Origin of the sequence: Burkholderia sp. IDO3 (assembly GCF_003366075.1) — a bacterium.
Classification (GTDB): Bacteria; Pseudomonadota; Gammaproteobacteria; order Burkholderiales; family Burkholderiaceae; genus Burkholderia; species Burkholderia anthina.
The window spans coordinates 1,549,261-1,568,409 of the sequence record NZ_CP028962.1 but is presented as its reverse complement, the minus strand read 5'-3'; the positions used below and the strand labels follow the sequence as shown (position 1 = coordinate 1,568,409).

16 protein-coding genes and 1 pseudogene are annotated in these 19,149 nt (G+C 67.6%); 6 read left to right on the top strand and 11 right to left on the bottom strand.

Going from position 1 to position 19,149, the window contains the following annotated elements; all coding sequences use genetic code 11:
• Positions 1-273: 273 nt before the first annotated feature.
• The 5 genes from DCN14_RS07245 to DCN14_RS07215 all read right to left on the bottom strand — a co-directional run bounded on the left by DCN14_RS07245 (position 274) and on the right by DCN14_RS07215 (position 5,832).
• Positions 274-1,209 carry a universal stress protein gene (locus tag DCN14_RS07245; protein WP_096498682.1) on the bottom strand — a complete coding sequence of 312 codons (936 nt, stop codon included), beginning with the start codon at positions 1,207-1,209 and terminating at the stop codon, positions 274-276.
• Positions 1,210-1,461: 252 nt separating this feature from the next.
• Positions 1,462-2,844, bottom strand: a complete 1,383-nt coding sequence (locus tag DCN14_RS07235; protein ID WP_096498686.1) for an amino acid permease — start codon at positions 2,842-2,844, stop codon at positions 1,462-1,464.
• 430 nt (positions 2,845-3,274) lie between these two features.
• Complete coding sequence (locus DCN14_RS07225; protein ID WP_096498688.1) at positions 3,275-4,303, bottom strand: DedA family protein/thiosulfate sulfurtransferase GlpE; 1,029 nt, start codon at positions 4,301-4,303, stop codon at positions 3,275-3,277.
• A gap of 206 nt (positions 4,304-4,509) precedes the next feature.
• Positions 4,510-5,016, bottom strand: coding sequence for a cupin domain-containing protein (locus tag DCN14_RS07220; RefSeq protein ID WP_096498690.1), 507 nt, complete (start codon positions 5,014-5,016; stop codon positions 4,510-4,512).
• A gap of 342 nt (positions 5,017-5,358) precedes the next feature.
• The gene (locus DCN14_RS07215; protein WP_096498692.1) at positions 5,359-5,832 is read right to left on the bottom strand and encodes a universal stress protein; all 474 of its coding nucleotides are present in this window, start codon (positions 5,830-5,832) and stop codon (positions 5,359-5,361) included.
• Between the two features lie 319 nt (positions 5,833-6,151).
• On the opposite strand from DCN14_RS07215, the gene DCN14_RS07210 reads away from it, so the two are divergent.
• Together DCN14_RS07210 and DCN14_RS07205 are read left to right on the top strand one after the other, a co-directional pair.
• Entirely contained in the window at positions 6,152-8,254 is a 2,103-nt protein-coding gene (locus tag DCN14_RS07210) for a PAS domain-containing sensor histidine kinase (RefSeq protein ID WP_096498694.1), read from the top strand.
• Positions 8,251-8,898 carry a response regulator transcription factor gene (locus DCN14_RS07205; protein WP_006755659.1) on the top strand — a complete coding sequence of 216 codons (648 nt, stop codon included), beginning with the start codon at positions 8,251-8,253 and terminating at the stop codon, positions 8,896-8,898. Before DCN14_RS07210 ends, DCN14_RS07205 begins: the two co-directional genes overlap by 4 nt.
• 78 nt (positions 8,899-8,976) lie before the next feature.
• On the opposite strand, the gene DCN14_RS07200 is transcribed toward DCN14_RS07205, so the two are convergent.
• Together DCN14_RS07200 and DCN14_RS07195 are read right to left on the bottom strand one after the other, a co-directional pair.
• Positions 8,977-9,381 (bottom strand): lysozyme inhibitor LprI family protein, encoded by a 405-nt coding sequence (locus tag DCN14_RS07200; protein ID WP_096498696.1) that lies wholly within the window; start codon positions 9,379-9,381, stop codon positions 8,977-8,979.
• Between the two features lie 286 nt (positions 9,382-9,667).
• A complete protein-coding gene (locus DCN14_RS07195) occupies positions 9,668-9,997 on the bottom strand; it encodes a DUF4148 domain-containing protein (RefSeq protein WP_096498698.1) in 330 nt (109 codons plus the stop codon).
• A gap of 450 nt (positions 9,998-10,447) precedes the next feature.
• Between DCN14_RS07195 and DCN14_RS07190 the strand changes: the two genes are divergently transcribed.
• The gene (locus tag DCN14_RS07190) at positions 10,448-11,194 is read left to right on the top strand and encodes a glucose 1-dehydrogenase (protein WP_096498700.1); all 747 of its coding nucleotides are present in this window, start codon (positions 10,448-10,450) and stop codon (positions 11,192-11,194) included.
• Positions 11,195-11,266: 72 nt separating this feature from the next.
• On the opposite strand, the gene DCN14_RS07185 is transcribed toward DCN14_RS07190, so the two are convergent.
• Positions 11,267-12,148, bottom strand: coding sequence for a LysR family transcriptional regulator (locus tag DCN14_RS07185; protein ID WP_096498702.1), 882 nt, complete (start codon positions 12,146-12,148; stop codon positions 11,267-11,269).
• Positions 12,149-12,296: 148 nt separating this feature from the next.
• Here DCN14_RS07185 and DCN14_RS07180 point away from each other — a divergent pair.
• The 3 genes and pseudogenes from DCN14_RS07180 to DCN14_RS07170 form a co-directional block, all read left to right on the top strand.
• Positions 12,297-12,470: pseudogene (locus DCN14_RS07180) on the top strand (SDR family NAD(P)-dependent oxidoreductase); the annotation flags it as partial.
• A 182-nt stretch (positions 12,471-12,652) separates the two neighbouring features.
• Positions 12,653-13,063: a DUF427 domain-containing protein gene (locus tag DCN14_RS07175; RefSeq protein WP_096498706.1), complete on the top strand. Its 411-nt coding sequence runs from the start codon at positions 12,653-12,655 to the stop codon at positions 13,061-13,063.
• Positions 13,064-13,282: 219 nt separating this feature from the next.
• Positions 13,283-14,032 carry a glucose 1-dehydrogenase gene (locus DCN14_RS07170; protein ID WP_096498708.1) on the top strand — a complete coding sequence of 250 codons (750 nt, stop codon included), beginning with the start codon at positions 13,283-13,285 and terminating at the stop codon, positions 14,030-14,032.
• A gap of 34 nt (positions 14,033-14,066) precedes the next feature.
• Here DCN14_RS07170 and DCN14_RS07165 read toward each other — a convergent pair whose 3' ends face one another.
• The 3 genes from DCN14_RS07165 to DCN14_RS07155 all read right to left on the bottom strand — a co-directional run bounded on the left by DCN14_RS07165 (position 14,067) and on the right by DCN14_RS07155 (position 19,033).
• Entirely contained in the window at positions 14,067-16,640 is a 2,574-nt protein-coding gene (locus tag DCN14_RS07165) for a transglycosylase domain-containing protein (protein WP_115531406.1), read from the bottom strand.
• A gap of 200 nt (positions 16,641-16,840) precedes the next feature.
• Complete coding sequence (lhpH, locus tag DCN14_RS07160; RefSeq protein ID WP_096498712.1) at positions 16,841-17,848, bottom strand: trans-3-hydroxy-L-proline dehydratase; 1,008 nt, start codon at positions 17,846-17,848, stop codon at positions 16,841-16,843.
• Positions 17,849-17,911: 63 nt separating this feature from the next.
• A complete protein-coding gene (locus DCN14_RS07155; protein ID WP_096498714.1) occupies positions 17,912-19,033 on the bottom strand; it encodes a branched-chain amino acid ABC transporter substrate-binding protein in 1,122 nt (373 codons plus the stop codon).
• Positions 19,034-19,149: the final 116 nt, after the last annotated feature.

The window sequence follows — 19,149 nt, the reverse complement described above, 5'->3', positions numbered from 1 at the left end:
TCGTGCCAGAGAGTTCTGGATCGGATCGCGCCATGCGATGCACGGCCCGGTTCCGGAAAATGATCGGCGCGAAACCGCGCCGGCCGCGCGTTCGAGCGCGGACTTCGACAGCACGCGTCGACGCGTCGCGCCGCCGATGTCGCCGTCCGCGCGCATCGCACACGGACGAACCCTCTTCCACGTGCGACATTGCGTCAATGTCTCACGCGACATTCACGCCATTTCTGATGCAGGTCAACGAATCTTCGCTTCGCTTGTGCTCTGCCGCGATAATCATGCGGCACCGCGCACGAGCAGCACCGGCACCTGCGCGAGATGGGCGACGCGGCGCGCGACGCTGCCGATCAGCCATGCGGCGATACCGCGCCGGCCATGCGTGCCGACCACCAGCAGTTCCGCATGCCAGTGCACCGCGTCGCGCATCAGCGCATGCGCGACGTCGTCGCTGGTCGGACGGGTTTCGACGATGCCGCGCTTGGTCGGGTTCCCGGTGGCATGGAACACCGGGCCGATGCGCGCGAGCGCATCCTCGCCCTCCGCGCGATACGCATCCTCCAGCGCACGTACCGGCACGATATCGGTCAGACGAACCGCGCGATCGACGACATAGGCCGCGTACAGCAGCGTCGTCGGCGCCGCGAAGCCGAGCCCCACATGAACCGCGTGCAACGACGGCTCGCTGCCGTCGACCGCGAACATCAAGCGCTGCAGCGGCCCGTCCGACGGCCGTGCGTAGTCGGCCGGCACGATCAGCAACGCGCAGTGCGCGCGCGTGGCGAGCGTGTCGGACATCGCGCCTTCGACGAGCCGCAACAGCCCGTGATGCGGATTCGCGCCGACCACGAGCACGTCGGCTTGCCACGTCGACGTGTCGTTCGCGAGCGCATTGGCTACCGTGCCGCCCGTGACCGACGTATCGATGATCGTCTGCTCGAGTTCCACGCCGGCGCTGGCGAACATCGCAGCCGTGCGCTCGAGCACCGCCTGCGCTTCGCGCACCATGTCCTCGCGCGCCGACGTCAGCAGCGCGTCGATGCGCGGGATGTCGGGCAGCACGAGACGCGGATTGTCGATTGCGCAGACGATGCGCACCCGCATGCCGGGACGCAGCAGCGTGCTCACATAGCGCGCGGCGGACAGCGACTCCGGCGTCGGATCGACGGCCAGCGCGATCCGGGCGAGCGGCGGGATGGACCGGGTGGATTGCATGGCGAAAGCCTCCTTGCGGGTGCATCGTCTTGAAACGACGCCCGGAGCTTCGCGCGGAAGCGACACGCGGCGGCTGGACGGCCGGCGCGGTCGCTGGAATCGGCGGATGGTCACGCGAAGCGCGGACAAGCAATTCAAACAGCATATGACGCCCGGGCCGCGCGTGCATGATCGCGATCAACGCACGTGCGGCCCGCGCTGCGCCGCGCGCACATTTCGGGGGCGCGGCGCAGCGCCCGTCGCCCGGTTCGGTTACGACTTCGTCGAAACCGGCGTCGCCGGGCGGTTCGCGTAGAACACCGCGTACGCGATGCCCAGCAGCACGATCCACACGGGGCCGATCACGAGCGCGACGCGTGTATCCGGCGAGAACGCCATCAGCACGACGACCAGCGCGAGGAACGCCAGCGCGACGAACGAGCCGAGCGGATAGAACGGCACGCGGATCGGCAGGCGCGCGATCCTGTCGGCCGACAGCGTGCGGCGAAAGCGCATCTGTGCGACCAGGATCACGCACCACGTCCAGATCGCGCCGAACGTCGACACCGACGTCAGCCACACGAACACGTGCTGCGGTGCGAGATAGTTCAGCAGCACGCCGATCAGCAGCAGCGCGACCGACACGAGCACGCCGTACACCGGCACGCCGTTGCGGTTCACGCGGCCAAGCCTGGCCGGCGCCTGGCCCTGCTGCGCGAGGTTGTAGAGCATCCGCGCGGTGCTGAACAGGCCGCTGTTGCACGACGACAGCGCCGCCGTCAACACGACGAAGTTGATGATGCCCGCGGCGGCCGGGATCCCGAGCCGCGAGAACGTCATCACGAACGGGCTGCCCTGCGTGCCGATCTGGTCCCACGGATACAGCGACATGATCACGAATAGTGCGCCGATGTAGAAGATCAGCACGCGCCAGAACACCGAGTTGACGGCCTTCGTCAGCGACTTCTCAGGGTTGCGTGCCTCGCCGGCCGTGAGGCCGAGCATTTCGACGCCGAGATACGCGAACATCACGATCGGCAGCGCGCCGATCACGCCGTCGATGCCGTGCGGCATGAAGCCGCCGTGCGCCCACAGGTTCGAGATGCCGGTCGCGACGCCGCCGTTACCGAAGCCGAACGCGATCATCAGGCCGCCGCCGATGATCATCAGCACGATCGTGACGATCTTGATCAGCGCGAACCAGAACTCGAATTCGCCGTACAGCTTGACCGCGATGAAGTTCACCGCGCCCATCGCGGTGAGCGCCGCGAGCGCCCAGATCCAGTTCGGCACGCCGGGGACCCACATGTGCATGTAGACGCCGACCGCGGTGATTTCCGCCATGCAGGTGACGATCCACACGAACCAGTAGGTCCAGCCCGTCAGGTAGCCCGCGAGCGGGCCGAGGTAGTCGCGTGCATAGCGGCTGAATGCGCCGGCGACCGGATTGGTGATCGCCATTTCGCCGAGCGCGCGCATGATCAGGAAAATCACGATGCCGCCCAGCAGGTAGGTCAGCAGGATGGCCGGGCCGGCCGTGCGGATCGCGGTGGCCGAGCCGAGGAACAGGCCGACGCCGATGGTGGCGCCAAGCGCCATCAGGTTGATGTGCCGCTCTTCCAGAGCGCGGTGCAGCTGGTCTTCCGGTTGTGTCAAGTCCGTCTCCTGGCAGCCGCGAACCGGCCGCCGTCATTGTCGATGTCAATGCGCGACCGTTCATGCCGATACCGGCAAACCGAAAACGAAAAATCCCCGCGGCCGTTTTCCAGATGGAAACGATGCGGATACTGCGTCACTCCGATTGGAATCGCCGAAGATTATCGGTATTTTCCGGAACAATCCGGAAAACGGATCGGGCCTTTCACGGAATACGCCCGTGCGGCCCGCGCGACGCGGCTGTGCGCGTAGCGGGCGGCAACGGGATCAATCGCTTTCGGCGCGAACGGACTCGCGTCGATTGTGCGCAATCAAGCGCATGCAATATGCAGGCGGGATTATATGGATAATCAGACACTTCGTGCCAGCCGATTTTCGTAGTGATCGGAGCGCGTGAAATCGGGGGATGAAATGTGAACCGGCGCGCGTTTTATTTGGACAACGTCGCGCGCACCGTATATTCGCCTTCGAGCGCGGCGCCGTGGTCCGGCCGCACGAAATACCGCGACGCATCGAGATCGGCCGGCAGCGGCTCGACCGGATAGCCGTGCTTCTCCCATGCATCGAGCCCGCCCTTCAGCGCCCTGATGTTGTGGATCATCTTCTTGCGCTGCATCTTCGCGATCAGACGCTTGGCCGTTGCCTCGTTCGGGCACACGCAGTACACGACGATCGGCCGCTTCAGCATCTCGGGATCGAGCAGGTCCGGCGAATCGAGATCGACCGGCACCGCGCCGGAGATCCTGAACGGCTCGCGCTCGCGCACCGCACGCGGACGCGCATCGAAGATCAGCGGCGGTTCGTTCGACGTCATCATTTCGACCAGCTGCGGCGGCGAGATCCGCACCTGCGCCAGATAACGGCGGAATTGCAGGCGGCGCACCCAGCGGTACAGCAGGAACGTGATGAAGATCGCGAGGAAGGCGTCGAGGATCGTGCCGCCGCTCGCGCGCACCCACAGCACGAACTGCACGATCTGGTCGTGCACGGCCGCGCCGCCGACGAGCCACACCGCGGCCCACAACGACGCACCGGCCAGATCCCAGAACAGGAATACGCCGACGCCGATCGCGGTCGTGCCGAGCAACGGCGCCGACACGAGCCCGAGGCCCGGCAGGAATTTGGACAGGAGGAGCAGCGGCGCACCGTATCTTTCGAATACGTTACGCGCGAAGCGCAGCGTCGTGTCCAGCGACAGCGAGAAGCGCACGAGCCCGTTCAGCAGACGACGGCCGCGCGTGCGGCCCATGAAGAACCACAGCGAATCGGCGAGCATCGTCGCGCCGATCGCCGCCGCGAACATGCTCGCCCAGGACGCCTGCCCCATCGCCGCCATCGTGCCGCCGAGAATCAGCATCGGCACGGCCGGCACCGGCACGCCGAGCTGCGTGATCAGCACGCTCGCGAACACGGCCCATGGGCCGAGCGACGAGGGAATCGCGATGGGAAAGTGCCACACGGCGGCGCTCCTGGAAGACTGGCGAACCGTGCGGCGGGGGCGGCCGCCGATACGGCTGGCAGCGGTCGCCGCGGCACGCCCGCAGCCAACCCTGCATCACGGGCATTCTAAACGGGTTTGACCAATACCGCGCGGAACGGCCGCGTTCGACCGCGGCCGCCGGAGCGGTCGGCGGTCGGCGGTCGGTACGATCGTCGCCGGCGCACTTACGCGTCGGAACGCGGCGCGAGCCGCGCGACGTATTCGGCGTACTCGGGAAAGGCGGTGCTCAGCGCCGCCGCGTCCGCGAGCTCGAATTCCGCAAATTCGAAGCCCGGCGCCACCGTGCAGCCGACGAGCGCGACGTGCCCGGACGACGCGCAGCGCGCGCCGAACCAGCGCCCGGCCGGCACGACGGCCTGGAACACGGTGCCCGGATGCGTGAGCGGATTGCCGAGCCGGTGGATCGTCAGCCCGTCCCGTTCGTCGAGCACCCACACTTCGAGCGGATCGCCCGCGTAGAAATGCCAGACCTCGTCGGAACGGATCCGGTGCCACGACGAATACGCGCCGTCACACAACAGGTAGTAGATCGCGGTGGACGCCGCGCGCGGCGCACCGTCGGCCGGGCGTACGACCGAATCGGTCGCGCGGTAGGTTTCCCTGAAATAGCCGCCTTCCGGATGCGGCTGCAGGTTGAACTGGTGAATCAGGTCGGCGGCGGAAATCGGCATGGCGAATGACGTGGACGAAGGATGGAACCGGTATGCGATTCACGGGCCGATCGACGATGCGGGGCCGTGAGCCGCATACCGCTGCGCCGGTCGCCGCGGCCATGCACGCGGCAACCGGATCGCGCGCGCAATGCAGCGCACGACGATGGAAGCGAACCCGGGTCGATGCTGCCAGAAGGACGGGGCGTGACGCAACCGGCCGTGCCACGCGACGGATAGGCCGGCCTGCGCATCCGCGCTGCGACGACCAGCGTGCGCGACACGCGCTCGCGCGGGCAGCCGCGACCTGCTCACGACAGCCCTGCCCGTCACCGCGCTTGCGTCAGTCCCGCCCGTCGACCGTCATGCGGTCGCTGCCGCTGCCGCCGCCTCGCCGTGCCGCACCAGCAGCACGGGCCGATCGGCCGCGCGCAGCAGCGATTCCGCGACGCTGCCGAGCAGCAGCCTGCGCAGGCCGTGGCGACCGCTCGTCCCCATCACGATCAGATCGGCGCCGGCCTCGGCGGCCGTGCGCATCAATACCGCGGCAACGTCCTCGCCGTATGCATCGAGTGCGCGCACGGTGCCGGGTACATGCTGCTGCGCGAGCGCCGCTCTCGCCTCGTCGAGCACCGGCGTCGCCGCATCGGATGCCGCCGCATCGCCGTCGCGTTCGGCCGCAAAGCCCGCGTCGACGTCGACGAGCTGCGGCCGGTGCTCGACGACGTACGCGCACGTGACTTCGCCGCCGGATGCCGCCGCGATCCGGATCGCCTCGTTCAGCGCGAGACGCGCGCTCGGGCTACCGTCGAGCCCGACGAAAATCCGCTTGTACATGGTCCGCCCTCCGACCGGGCCTGCGTTGCGCTTCGCGCCACGGCGGCCCGTCACCGCGAGCCGGCCCGATGCCGGCTCGCCTGCCGAACAGTCTGCCCCACGTGCCGACGCGCCGGTTGATACGCGTCAAGCGCGTCCGGTACGCGCGCTGCAACGCCCGGTCATCGTCTTTTTAGCTGACCCCTATTACAAAAAGCGTGTAAACCGCGCACAATTTCATCTCGAAAATAGACGCCGCACGTGGCCGGTGCGAGTTTTTCCCGGTTTTGCCGCGCCGCCTGCGTGCCACAGGCGGCCCCGACACCAGAATGGCCATCGAATGACCGCCAGTGGAACCCCGCCGCGTGATGCCCGAGGGCCCACGCGCCTCAAGACCATGTTACGCCAGCCGCTCGCGGCCGGCGTCGTCACGCTGTTCGCCGGCGCCGCGCTGTCGCTCGGCGTTGCGCTGCTCGTTCGCGAGCAGTGGCAAGGCGCCGTCCATACGCGTTTCGAACGCCGCACGGCGCACGTGACCGCGATGCTGCGCCACGAACTGCAGTCCGGCGTCGCCGTGCTCGAAAGCGCGCGCGGCGCGTACGGTCTCGCGCCGCAGATGACGCCCGACCAATGGCGCCGGTACGCCGACACGCTCGATCTCGACAGCGGGTATTCGCCGGTGCGGCAGATCGGCTATGCGGCGTTGTCGCCGGCCGCGCGCAGCGCCCTCGCCGGCAAGGCGCCGATGCCGGCCGGCTCGCTGGCCGTCGCCACGCTCAGCGCCCCGACGTCGAGCTCGGTCGTCGTCCGCTTCGGCGCGTCGGACGCCGCGCCGCTCGCGCGTACGCTGCGCACCGGCGACGTCGCGCTCGGCATCCACCCGGCCGACGACGATACGTCCCGCGACACGCGCACCCTCACGCTGTTCCTGCCCGCGACGGCCTCGCCGCGCACGGCCGTCGCGCCATCCGGCCCGCACGAGCCCGGCACCGACGGCGTGCTGTTCGCGGAAGTGAGTCCGAATCATCTGGTCGAGCGCGCGCTCGACGCGGAACGCGGGCTCGATCTGCGGATGAGCGCCGGCGACGACCCGCACCCGTTCGCGAGCGCCGAGACGACGACCGACGAGGCGTCGATGTCGCCCGACCTGATGCGGCGGTCCGAACAACTGAATTTCGGCGGCACCGTGCTGACGCTCGCCTATTCCGCCGACGGCCGTCCGAGCGCGACCGGCGCGCAGCGCGCGGCCGGCACGGTGCTCGCGGCGGGACTGATCGCGTCGTTCGTGTTCGCGGCGCTCGTCCATGCGCTGCTGCGCGGCCGCGCCGACGTCGGCGCCAGCAGCCGCGGCATCCTCAACGAAGCGCGGATGATGGGCATCATCCGTTCGTCGATGGAAGCGATCATCACGATCGACGAGAAGCAGACGGTCGTGATCTTCAATCCGATGGCCGAGCAAGTGTTCGGCGTGTCGGCGATGGAAGCGATCGGCGCGCCGCTGTCGCGCTTCATCCCCGAGCGGTTCCGCGCCGCACACGCGAAGCACGTCGACCAGTTCGGCGTGACGGGCGTGTCCGAGCGGCAGATGGGCCGCCAGCGCGTGCTGTTCGGGCTGCGCGGCAACGGCGAGGAATTCCCGATCGAGGCGTCGATCTCGCAGATCCGCGATGCGTCGGGCAAGCTCTACACGGTCATGCTGCGCGACATCACCGAGCGGCAGCGCGCCGAGAACGCGCTGAAACAGTCGCGCGAGGAGCTGCGCGAGCTGTCGGCGAACCTGCAGAACGTGCGCGAAGAGGAAAAGACCCGCATCGCGCGCGAGCTGCACGACGACCTCGGCCAGCAGCTCACCGCGCTGAAGATGGACCTGTCCGTCGTCGAACAGCAGTTGCGCGCGCCCGGTCGCGCGCAGCCCGACGACGGCATGCTGTCGCACCTGCAGGCCATGCGCCGGCTGATCGACGCGACGGTCGCGTCGGTACGGCGCATCGCGGCCGACCTGCGGCCCGTGATGCTCGACGATCTCGGCCTCGTGCCCGCGATCGAGTGGCTCGCGAACGACTTCACGAACCGCTACGGCATCGATGTCGAACGCCACATCGAAACCGGCGGCCTGACGTTCACCAGCGCGGGCGCGACCACGCTGTTCCGCATCGTCCAGGAAGCGCTGACGAACGTCGCGCGCCACGCGGATGCGACGCGCGTCGCGCTGCGGCTCGACGTCGAGGAAGGCTTCTGCGTGCTGCGCGTCGCGGACAACGGCCGCGGCGCGGCGCCGGGCGGTCCCGCCCACGAGGACAAATCGTTCGGCCTGATCGGCATTCGCGAGCGCGCACACATGCTGGGCGGCACCGTGACGATCGACACCGCGCTCGCGCGCGGCTTCTCGATCACCGTCGCGTTTCCGCTCAGCACCGTTCAACAGGAAACCACCCTCACATGATCAAGGTGCTCATCGCCGACGACCATACGCTCGTGCGAGACGGTCTGCGGCACATCCTCCAGAACGCCACCGGATTCGAGGTGGCCGGCGAAGCGTGCGACGGCCCGTCGACGATCGCGCTCGTCCGCTCGACGCCCGCGCAGGTGCTCGTGCTCGACCTGTCGATGCCGGGTCGCAACGGCGTCGAGCTGATCAAGCAGATCAAGGACGAGAAGCCCGCGCTGCGGGTGCTCGTGCTGACCATGCATGCGGAGCAGCAATACGCGGTGCGCGCGTTCCGCGCGGGTGCGTCGGGCTACCTGACGAAGGAAAGCGCGAGCGCGGAGCTGGTCGGCGCGGTCACGAAGGTGGCGTCGGGCGGCGTCTACGTGAGCCTCGCGATGGCCGAACAGTTCGCGCAGAGCCTGAACGAGCCGGCCGAAACGCTGCCGCATCAGCGGCTGTCCGATCGCGAGTTCGACGTGTTCCGGCGCATCGCCGCCGGCCAGACGCTGACCGAGATCGCGCAGGCGCTGTGCGTGAGCGCGAAGACGGTCAGCACCTACAAGACGCGGATTCTGGAAAAGATGCAGATGCCGCACGAAGCGGCGCTGGTCCGTTACGCGATGCGGCACAAGCTGCTCGATGAAACGGACGACGTGTAACGGCGACGTGTAACGGACCAGGCCGGCCCGCTGCGCCGACCGCGCCTCGCGCGGCCGGCCGCACGAGGCGCGGTTGCGTTACCTGGCAGGCACCGGACACGCGAGATCGCCTTCCTCGCACGCCAGATAGCCCTTCAGCGTCTCGGTGCGCGTCTTCGTCAGATCGTCGAGGCAGGTCGACACGACCATCGGATACACGCTGCCGCCCTCGGCGTTCGCGCTGGAAAAGTTGCATTCGGCATCGCGGTAGGCGATCCACGCGCGCTGCGCGTTCACGAGCTTCTCGGCGAGCGGCCGGGCGTCGCGCAGCCGCGCGGTGACGGCCTGGTACGTGCGGTTCAGTTCCGCATCGGATTTCTTGTATGCACGATCGGCACACGCGGTCATCGCCGCCTGATCCGTCGCGTCCGCGCAATTCGCCTGCGCATGGGCGAGGTTCGCCGTCAGCGCCAGCGAGCACAGCAGACCGGTCAACACACGCATGGATGCTCCTGGATTGTTTGTCGTTCGTTGATGTCGTGGAACCCGATGCCTGGCTGGCGATGCTGCCGCGTGCCGGCACGCGGTGCTGCGGACAAGCCGGCGCCGGCCCCCCAGGCGCAACGGCTGTCGTACCGCGTCGGTACCGTCCGCGATGCTAGCGTACGCGCACCGGATTGTCAGCCGGCGCCGCGCGGGCCGCGGACGCAAAAAAGCCCGCGCTCGATCGGAGTGCGGGCTTTTCGGTACGACGGGGCGGCGGTTCGGAAACCGCCGTGCAGCGAACGGCTTAGTGGCCGAAGTACACTGACGAACGATCGGCTGCGGCCGGCACGACCACGCGCTGGCCGGACTGCGACGTCGCGCTCGGGTTCGCGCCGTAGCCCGTCGCGTCAACCGACGCGCCAGTGCCCTGCGCCGCGGCGATCTTCGCCTGTGCAGCCTGGATGTTTTCCGGGTAGTTCATCCAGTCGTTCGGGTTGTAGCCGGCCTTTTCGAGCTGCACCAGCTCGGCACGCACTTGAGCGCGCGTCAGCGGCTGCTGGTTCGATTGGGCAAACGAGACGACCGGTGCGGCCACCAGAGCGGCCAGTGCAACTGCCTTGATCAGCGATTTCATGATGCTTACCTCCAGATTGTTTTGTCAGGCGCTCAGGACTTGTGGTCCGTTGCGCATGAACAGAAGTCTAGGCGCGGCCAAACTCAGGGTAAATACCTAAATCGCTAATTCACTGTTGACGGAATCCATACAATCAGCGCGCACTCGGTTGAATTATCAGACGATTGCGGCCGCATTCGAACCCAATAGGCCGAGCTGACGACGCTCGGCCCGGCCGATTCGCCATTTCGCGACAGCCCCGGATACAACGACAACGCGCTGCGGTGGAAGCCGGGTCGTGCCCCCGCCCTGCGCCGGCTCCGGAACCATGCTTCGCAGGCATGCGGGTGAGCCTGGAAAGTCTTTTTCCGTTTCGCGCCGCAACGTTACGCTGCCTGCACGAGCTAGCGCATTCATCGAAGCTCTCCCTGCGTTGCGTTTGACATGAACCTACCCGACTGGAGCCGCAAAATGAACCAACCCGCCGTCCTGATCACCGGCGCCCTCACGGGCATCGGCCGCGCCACCGCTTTTGCATTCGCCCGCGCGGGTGCGCGCCTCGTCGTGTCCGGCCGCCGTGCCGCGGAAGGGTCGGCGCTCGAAGCCGAATTGCGCGAAGCAGGCGCACAGGCCTTCTTCGTGCAGACCGACGTCCGCCGCGACGAAGACGTCCGCCACCTCGTCGACGAAACCGTCGCCCGGTTCGGCCGGCTCGACGTTGCAGTCAACAATGCCGGCACGGAAGGCAAACCGGGACCGGTGGTCGATCAGACTGCCGAGCGCTACGCGGATACCTTCGACACCAACGTGCTCGGCACGCTGCTGAGTCTCAAGCATGAATTACGCGTGATGACTGCACAGCAAGCCGGCAGCATCATCAACATATCTTCGACTTACGGTCATGAAGGCGCGGCATTCGCGTCGGTGTATGCGGGAAGCAAGCACGCCGTGGAAGGCATCACGAAATCCGCTGCGCTCGAAGCCGCATCGGCGCGCGTTCGCGTCAATGCCGTCGCGCCCGGCCCCACCGACACGGGCATGCTGGACCGTTTCACCGGCACGCCGGAGAACAAGGCCTCGCTCGCGGCAACGGTTCCGCTCGCGCGAATCGGCCGGCCCGACGACATCGCCGCGGCGGTGCTCTACCTGGCGAGCGACGGTGCCGCGTTTGTCACGGGGCAGATCCTCACCGTCGACGGCGGCAAGACGGCGGGTTGAGGCTTTCGACGCGGGCGGCGCCGCTTCCCGCTCGCGTCACGGGTTTCGGCGCGCGGCCTGCCGTTGCGCCGCTTATTGCCTGATCTGGTCGATGCGCGACAGAAACGTCGACAGGATCGCCGAACGGTTGTTCCGGTTATAGCCGACCACCAGCGCGATGCTCGGCGGTTCGCCCTTCAGCGGCCGGCTTGTCACCGACCAGGGCAGTAGTTTCTCGGCATACGCGGGCAGCAGTGCAACGCCGCCCGTCGACGCGATGAGCGACATCGCCATCGTCAGGTTATGGACGCGATGCGCGGGCTCGATGGCGACATCGTTGGTCGCCAGATAGTTTTCAATCGCGCCGCGCATGGGGCCCGCGACGTCCGAGGCGCCGATGAACAATTCGTTCGCCAGTTCGCGCACGTCGATCTCGTCGAAGGCCGCGAGGCGATGGTCGCTCGGCATGAGCACGACGAAAGGCTCGCGCGCGACCGTCACGTATTCGAGGTCGGGCCGGCTGGCTTCGGCACGCATGAAGGCGACGTCCAGCCGCCCGGTCGACAATCCCTCCGCGAGATCGGGAGAGTGCTCGCTCGACACCGTCATTTCGATGCCGCGCAGATCGCTCGCGAGCACGCGGGTCGCCTCGCCCAGCCAGGTCACCTCCTGCCCGCTCAGAAAGCCGACGGCAAACGTCTGCTTCGACGGACGCGCCGCCCGTCGCGCCGCATCGCGCGCCGCATCGACCTGCGCAAGGGCGAGGCGCGCATGGTCCAAAAATGCCTTGCCGGCGTCGGTCAGCTCGATGCCCCGCGCGCTACGCACGAACAGTTGCGCGCCCACTTCGTACTCGAGGTCCCTGATCTGCCGGCTCAGAGACGGCTGGGACGTGTACAGCCGACGCTCCGCCGCGACGGTCAGGCTGCCCTCTTCGGCCACCGCGACGAAATAACGAAGATGACGCAGTTCCATGCTCGCGTTCCTTTAGGCATGCCTGACAGGCATGGAGTCCAGCTTACAAAGTCTTTTTCGCGCGAACAAGCGGCGACTATCGTTCGATCACGTCATCCGACCAAACGCTCCGTCGCCTCAACGTCGGTTATCTGCCGAAAGGACGATCATGAACACCCTGACAGGAAAGACCGCGCTCGTCACCGGCACGTCTCGCGGCATCGGACGCGCCACCGCGCTTGCGCTCGCGCAGGCAGGCGCCCGGGTCGTCGTTCGCTATCGCCGTGGTGCGCGCCAGGCCAAGGCGGTCGTCGCCGACATCACGGCTGCGGGCGGTCGTGCCCATGCCGTTCAATGACTTCGGCGTGGGGCCTGCCGTGGTCTCGATCCTGACGCTCGCGCTGACCGGTGGCCATCCTCGCGGGACCGCCGAACCGGCGATCTGCCAAGACCTGCCGAACACACCATCCCGGGGCTGCGTCCGTGCGGCCCGCCGGCTTCCGCTGTTCCGACAAGGAGTTGATCATGTCTACCACGCATCCGAACGACAAACCCGTCAAGATACCGGGCCCCGACCATCCGATCACGATCGAACGCCATCCGTCGAGAATCGTCGTCAAGGCTGGCGGCAAGGTGATCGCGGATACCCGCGGCGCGCTCACGCTGCTCGAGGCACGCTACCCGGCCGTGATCTACATCCCGCGCAAGGACGTCGACATGACGCAGCTTGCGCGCACCGACCACGCCACCTACTGCCCGTACAAGGGCGACTGCGCCTACTTCTCGATTCCGATCGCCGGCGAACGCGGCATCGATGCGGTCTGGACCTACGAGCATCCTTACGCAGCCGTTGCTCCGATCCGCGAGCATCTGGCCTTCTACCCCGACCGGATCGACGCGATCGAGGAACTGCCGGCCGGCGCGATGGCCGTTTGATGCCGTTTTCCGCGCGGAACGCCACGCGACCGGAGAAGCAACCTGAAAATAACCCGACAGGCACATCCCCGATGCTCAACCGAGCCTTTATCCGGCCGCCAATCTCGGCTCGCTCCATCCATACCCGGAGCGTTTCGTGGAAGACGTTTCCCGTTTCCGGCCCTGAACCCGTAGTCGCTACGCCCGCATTTTCGACGCGTCATCCAAGGAGAATGAATCGTGAGTACTGATCTTGACGGCAAGACGGCCCTTGTCACGGGCGCATCGCGCGGCATCGGCCGCGCAACCGCCCTGGCCCTGGCCGCGGCGGGCGCACGCGTGATCGTGCATTTCGGCAGCGACGAACAGGCTGCGCAATCCGTTGTCGAGACGATTCGCGCGTCGGGCGGTTCGGCCGAGAAGATCGCCGCAGACCTGAGCACCGCGAACGGCCCGCACGAACTGGCCCGTCAGGTACGCGCGCTGGTCGGCGAGCGCCTCGACATTCTCGTTGCAAATGCCGGAATCTCGAAGGCCTCGCCCATCGCGGAGACGACGGTCGACGACTTCGACCGTCTGTTCGCCGTCAACGTGCGCGCACCGTACTTCCTTGTCCAGCAACTGTTGCCCGTGCTGGGTGAAGAGAGCAGCGTGATCCTGCTGTCGTCCCTTGCCGCCCGCAGCTCGGTTGGCAACCTGTCGGCCTACGCCGCGACCAAGGGCGCAATCGACACGTTGGTCAAGCACTTCGCCGAATCGCTCGGCGAGCGTGGCATCCGCGTGAACGCCGTCGCACCGGGCGTCGTCGAGACCGACATGTCGAACTTCGCCAAAACCGATGCCGGCCGGGACTTCACCCTCGGCATGCAGGCCCTCAAGCGCGTGGCGCAGCCCGACGACATCGCAGGAGCGGCCCTGTTCCTCGCCTCCGACGCGGCGCGCTGGGTGACGGGCGACACGCTGCGTGTCGATGGCGGCTCGAAGCTCTGACACCCGGAGAAACCGCCATGCCCCACGCGGCGCGTTACTCCGAGCCGCCGATGGCGCCGGGCGAAGCCGGCGTCGATGCCGGCGCGGCCGAAGGCCCGACTGCCGGCGCGGCGCCGATCCCCGCGCTGCCTGCGCTGCCCGCGCCCGCCGTGCTGCCGCCCGCGGCCGGCAGCACGGGTTGCGCGGGCTGCGTCGGTTGCAGTTGCGACGCACCCGCCGACAGCGCAGCCGCCGACGCCGCCACCTCGGACGCCGGCACCCACTCCTCGACCACGCCGCCGGACGCCGCCTGGGGCGCCGATGCAGCGGAAGCGGCGGAAGCAGCCGCCGCAGCGCCGGCATCGGCCTCGGGCTGACGCTCGATACGCTGTGTCCTGACGGGCGCAGGCGGCTTCGTCGGCTCGGGTTTGAACCAGCCGTCGAACAGGTCCGTCACGCGGTCGCGCACCATCGCGAACCAGCCCGGCGACGGCTCGGTATCGAACTTCGCCTTCGTGTCGACGATCCGTGCACGCTGCGCGCGCTGGAAGAACTCGCCGACGATCGGCAGCGCGCTGTGCGCGCCCTGTCCCCAGTAGTCGCTGCGCAGCGTCACGCGGCCGTCGTCGAAGCCGACCCACGCGCCGGCGACGAGGCCGGGCTGCATCAGGATGAACCAGCCGTCCGCGTTGTCCTGCGTCGTGCCGGTCTTGCCGGCCACGTCGCCGCGAATGCCGAAGCGGGTGCGGATGCTGCCGCCGGTGCCGCGCGTGACGACGTCGCGCATCACGTCGAGCAGCGTCTTGTCGGTCTCGGCATCGAGCGCGCGCTCGGGCGGTGCCGGTGCGAATTCGGCCAGGACGTCGCCCTGGCGATTCTCGATGCGCGTCACCATCTGCGGCTCGATGTACAGCCCGCTGTTCGCGATCGTCGCGTACGACGCGACCATCTCCTTCAGCGTCACGGGGCTCGTACCGAGCGCGAGCGACGGCACGCGCTCGAGCGGGCTTTCGCGCACGCCCATGTCGCGTGCGAGCCGTGCAACGGCGGCCGGCCCGACCTTCTCCATCACCTGCGCGGTGATCCGGTTGCGCGACAGCGCGACCGCGTCGCGCAGCGTCATCGGCTTGCCCGACGGCGGCACGTCGTCGTTCGGGTGCCAGATCTCGCCGCCCTTCAGCGGAATCTCGACCGGCTGGTCGATGAACGTGTCGTCCGGCTTCATCCCGTTCGCGAACGCGACACCATAGACGAACGGCTTGAACGTCGAGCCCGGCTGACGCCGCGCCTGCGCGACGTGATCGAACGGCTCGTTCGTGAAGTCGCGGCTGCCCACCCACGCACGGATCTGCCCGTCACGCGGATCGATCGCGACGAAGCCGGCCTGCACGTCGGTCTTCGTCTTGCACAGCGCGCGCATGAAGCCGCGATCGGACGCAAGCTGCTTCATCGCCGCCGCATCGTTCTTGCCCGCATCCAGCGCAGCCTTGTACTCGGGCGACTCGCGCATGAAGATACGGAACACCTCGTTGTCGGTGCCGCAGCCGTCGCGGCCGCTCCATGCGTTGTTCGCGATGCCCTGCAGCTGGTTCGCCTGCTGCGTCAGCGCCTGGGTCGCCATCTGCTGCAGCCGCGCGTCGATCGTGGTGCGCACGATCAGCCCGTCGGAGTAGATGTTGTAGTCGTTGCGGTCGGCCCAGCCGATCAGCCATTTGCGCAGTTGTTGCGCGAAGTGCGGCGCCGGCCCCGGCGACTCCTTCTGGCGTTCGAAGTCGATGCGCAGCGGCCGGCGTTGCAACTGCGCGAACTGCGCGGGCGACAGCTTGCCGTACTTCACCATCTGGCCGAGCACCGTGTTGCGCCGCTGCAGCGCGCGCTCCGGGTTCAGCACCGGGTTGTAGTAGCTGTTGCCCTTCAGCATCCCGACGAGCGTCGCGCTGTCGAGCACGTCGAGTTCGTCGGCCGACTTGTCGAAGTAGGTGCGCGCGGCCATCTCGACGCCGTACGCGTTGTACAGGAACGGCACCGTGTTCAGGTAGGTTTCGAGGATCTGGTCCTTGCTGTAGACGGCCTCGATCTTCAGCGCGGTGATCGCCTCCTTCACCTTGCGCGTGAGCGTCGGCGCACGGCCGATCTCGTCCGGATACAGGTTGCGCGCGAGCTGCTGCGTGATCGTCGAGCCGCCCTGGCGGTCGCCCGAGAACGTATGGAGCGCGGCCGACGCCGTGCGCTTCCAGTCGAGGCCGTGGTGCTCGTAGAAACGATGGTCCTCGGTCGCGATCAGCGCGTCGACCATGTGCGGCGAGATCTGCTTGAGCGGCACCCATTCGCGGTTCGACGGCTTGAATTCCGCCAGCAGCTTGCCGTCGGCGGACAGCACCTGCGCGGGCTGGTCGACCCGCGCCTTGCGGATGTCGCCGATGCTCGGCGTGAACGGGATCAGCACCACCACGTACAGCGCGAACAGCGCCGGCACCGCGGCGGCCGCGAGCAGTACGCCGCGGCGCGTCGGATGACGAAGATGGTGCCAGGCGACGGCCAGGGCACGCTTGACGGGCACGGCGGCAGCGGCCGCGACGGGTTGGGCGCGCGCGACCCACTTGGCACAGAAGTCACGCACAGACGACACGTTTCGGCGATTCACGCGGGTGGGGGATCTGCTGGAAAGGCTGCATCGTACCAAAACTCGCGCGCCGCACCGGCGGGTAGCCGCCCCGCGCACGCGAGAACGGCGTCCGGCCGCGCGCGTTCACGTGCAAAAAAAGGCGCGCGTCCCGCAACGGGACGGCGCGCCAAACCTGGTACAACGGGGGAACCGGGCGCCGACGCTCAGCGCACCAGAAAACCGTAGGCCAGCGGATCGCGCTCGTCGACGATCCAGTTCGCGAACCCGCAGATATGCGCGCTGCCCTCGACCTCCGGGATCACGGCCGGGATGTCGCCGACGGTCGTCTCGCGCAGCACGCGCCCCTTGAACACGGTGCCGACGATCGACTCGTTGACGAGCGTGTCGCCGGCCGCGAGCAAGCCGCGCAGGTATAACTGCGCGACGCGCCCGCCGGTGCCGGAGCCGGTCGGCGAGCGGTCGACCTCGCGATCCGCGAACACGCAGCAGTTCGCCTGCGTCGAGCCCGGATGGCGCGGCGCGTTCGCGATGATCGTGCCGTAGATATGGTTGATTTCCGGGATCTCCGGATGCACGACCGGATACTTCGCGTTCGCGGCGGCCTTCACTTCCGCGCCGAAGCGGATCAGCTTTTCCACCGCCGCTTCGCGCACCGGCAGGTCGAACGGCGCACCGTCGACATAGAAATAGAACGCGCCGCCATACGCGATGTCGCCGGTCACGGTGCCGAACGACGGCGTGTCGACCGACACGTCGCGCTGCCAGATGAACGACGGCACGTTGACGAAGCGCACCGGCCCCGCGTGCTCGCCGTCCCATTTGACGAATGCCTCGATGAAGCCGCACGGCGCGTCGATGCCGACCCGCGTTTCCGGCACGGTGCGCTGCACCCAGCCGAGTTCGACCGCCGCGGTCGACAGCGCGATCACGCCATGCCCGCAGTGGTCGCTATAGCCTTCGTTGTGCAGGAAGATCACGCCGAAATCGGCGTTCGGCGAAACCGGCTCGGTCAGATAGCCGCCGTACATGTCGGCATGGCCGCGCGGTTCGAACATCAGTGCTTTGCGGATCTCGTCGGCGTGCTCCTTGAGCCACGCGCGACGCTGGACGATCGTGTCGCCGGGCAGCCGCGGCAGCCCGCTCGTGACGATGCGGAACGGTTCGCCGCCGGTGTGGACTTCGACGGTGGAAAGGGATCGGGAAATTTTCATGGTCGATCGAATGCGTGAAAACGACGGACGGCGGCCTCGCCGCCGCCCGGTGCCGGTTGACGATTACTTCGCGTACGGCTCGGGCAGGCCGTTGCGGATCACGTAGACGGTCGTCGGCGCGCCCTTCAGGTCGCCGTTGGCGTCGAACGAATAGGTGCCCGCGACGCCGACGTAGTTGGTCTTCGCCAGCTGCGCGATCAGCTTCGCCTTGTCGGTGGTCGTGCCCGCCTTGACCATCGCGTCGGCGAGCAGCTTCATGCCGTCGTAGTAGTTGACGCCGTAGACCTGCGTATCCGTGTGATACGTGTCGTGGTACTTCTTCAGGAATTCGCGGCCGGCCGCGGTCTTGTCGAGCGCGACGCCGCCCTGTGCGCAGTAGACGATCGACGCCGCGTCGCCCGCGACCTTGCCCATGTCGGCCGAGCAGATGCCGTCGCCGCCGAGCAGCTTCGCGCGCAACCCGCGCTGCTTCATCTGCTTGGCCATCGGCGCGCCCTGCGCCGCATAGCCGCCGAGGAAGATCACGTCGGGGTTGCTGGCCTTGATCTTGGTGAGAATGCCGAGGAAATCGCTGGCCGACGAGTTCGTGTACTCCTGGTCGACGATCTTGATCCCGCTCTCCTTCGCGACCTTCATGAACTGCTCGGCAACGCCCTGCCCGTATGCGGTGCGGTCGTCGATCACGGCGGCCGTCTTCGCGTGCAGCGTTTGCGCGGCGAACGTGGCCATCGTGCCGCCGAGCTGTTCGTCGCTCGCGCCGATCCGGAAGATGTTCTTGAAGCCCTGGCGCGTGAGCGCCGGGTTCGACGCAACCGGCAGCAGCGGCACGCCGGCATTGGCGTACACGCGCGACGCGGGAATCGCGACGCCCGAGTTATACGGCCCGAGCACCGCGACGACGCCCTTGTCGACCAGGTTCTGCGCGACCTGCACGCCCGCTTTCGGGTCGGCCTGGTCGTCCTCGGACAGCAGCTTGAACGTGACGGTCTTGCCGGCGACCTTCACGCCCGCCTTGTTGAGCTCGTCGACGGCCAGCCGCACGCCGTTTTCATTGTCCTTGCCATTGGCGGCCTGCGGGCCGGTCAGCGGCGCCGAATGGCCGATCATCACGACTTCCTGCGCGCGGGCGGAAGTCAGCGCGCCGGCGGCGATGGCCACCGAGAGCGCGGTAACGACGTGTCGCATGGTGTCTCCTGATTGGTTTTGTGTGAAACCAATGTAGGCTACACCTGGTCGCTATGCAAGCAATTTCAAAATAACTTTTTGGAATCTGGTTCCTTTCAATACCAGAACGATGCAGC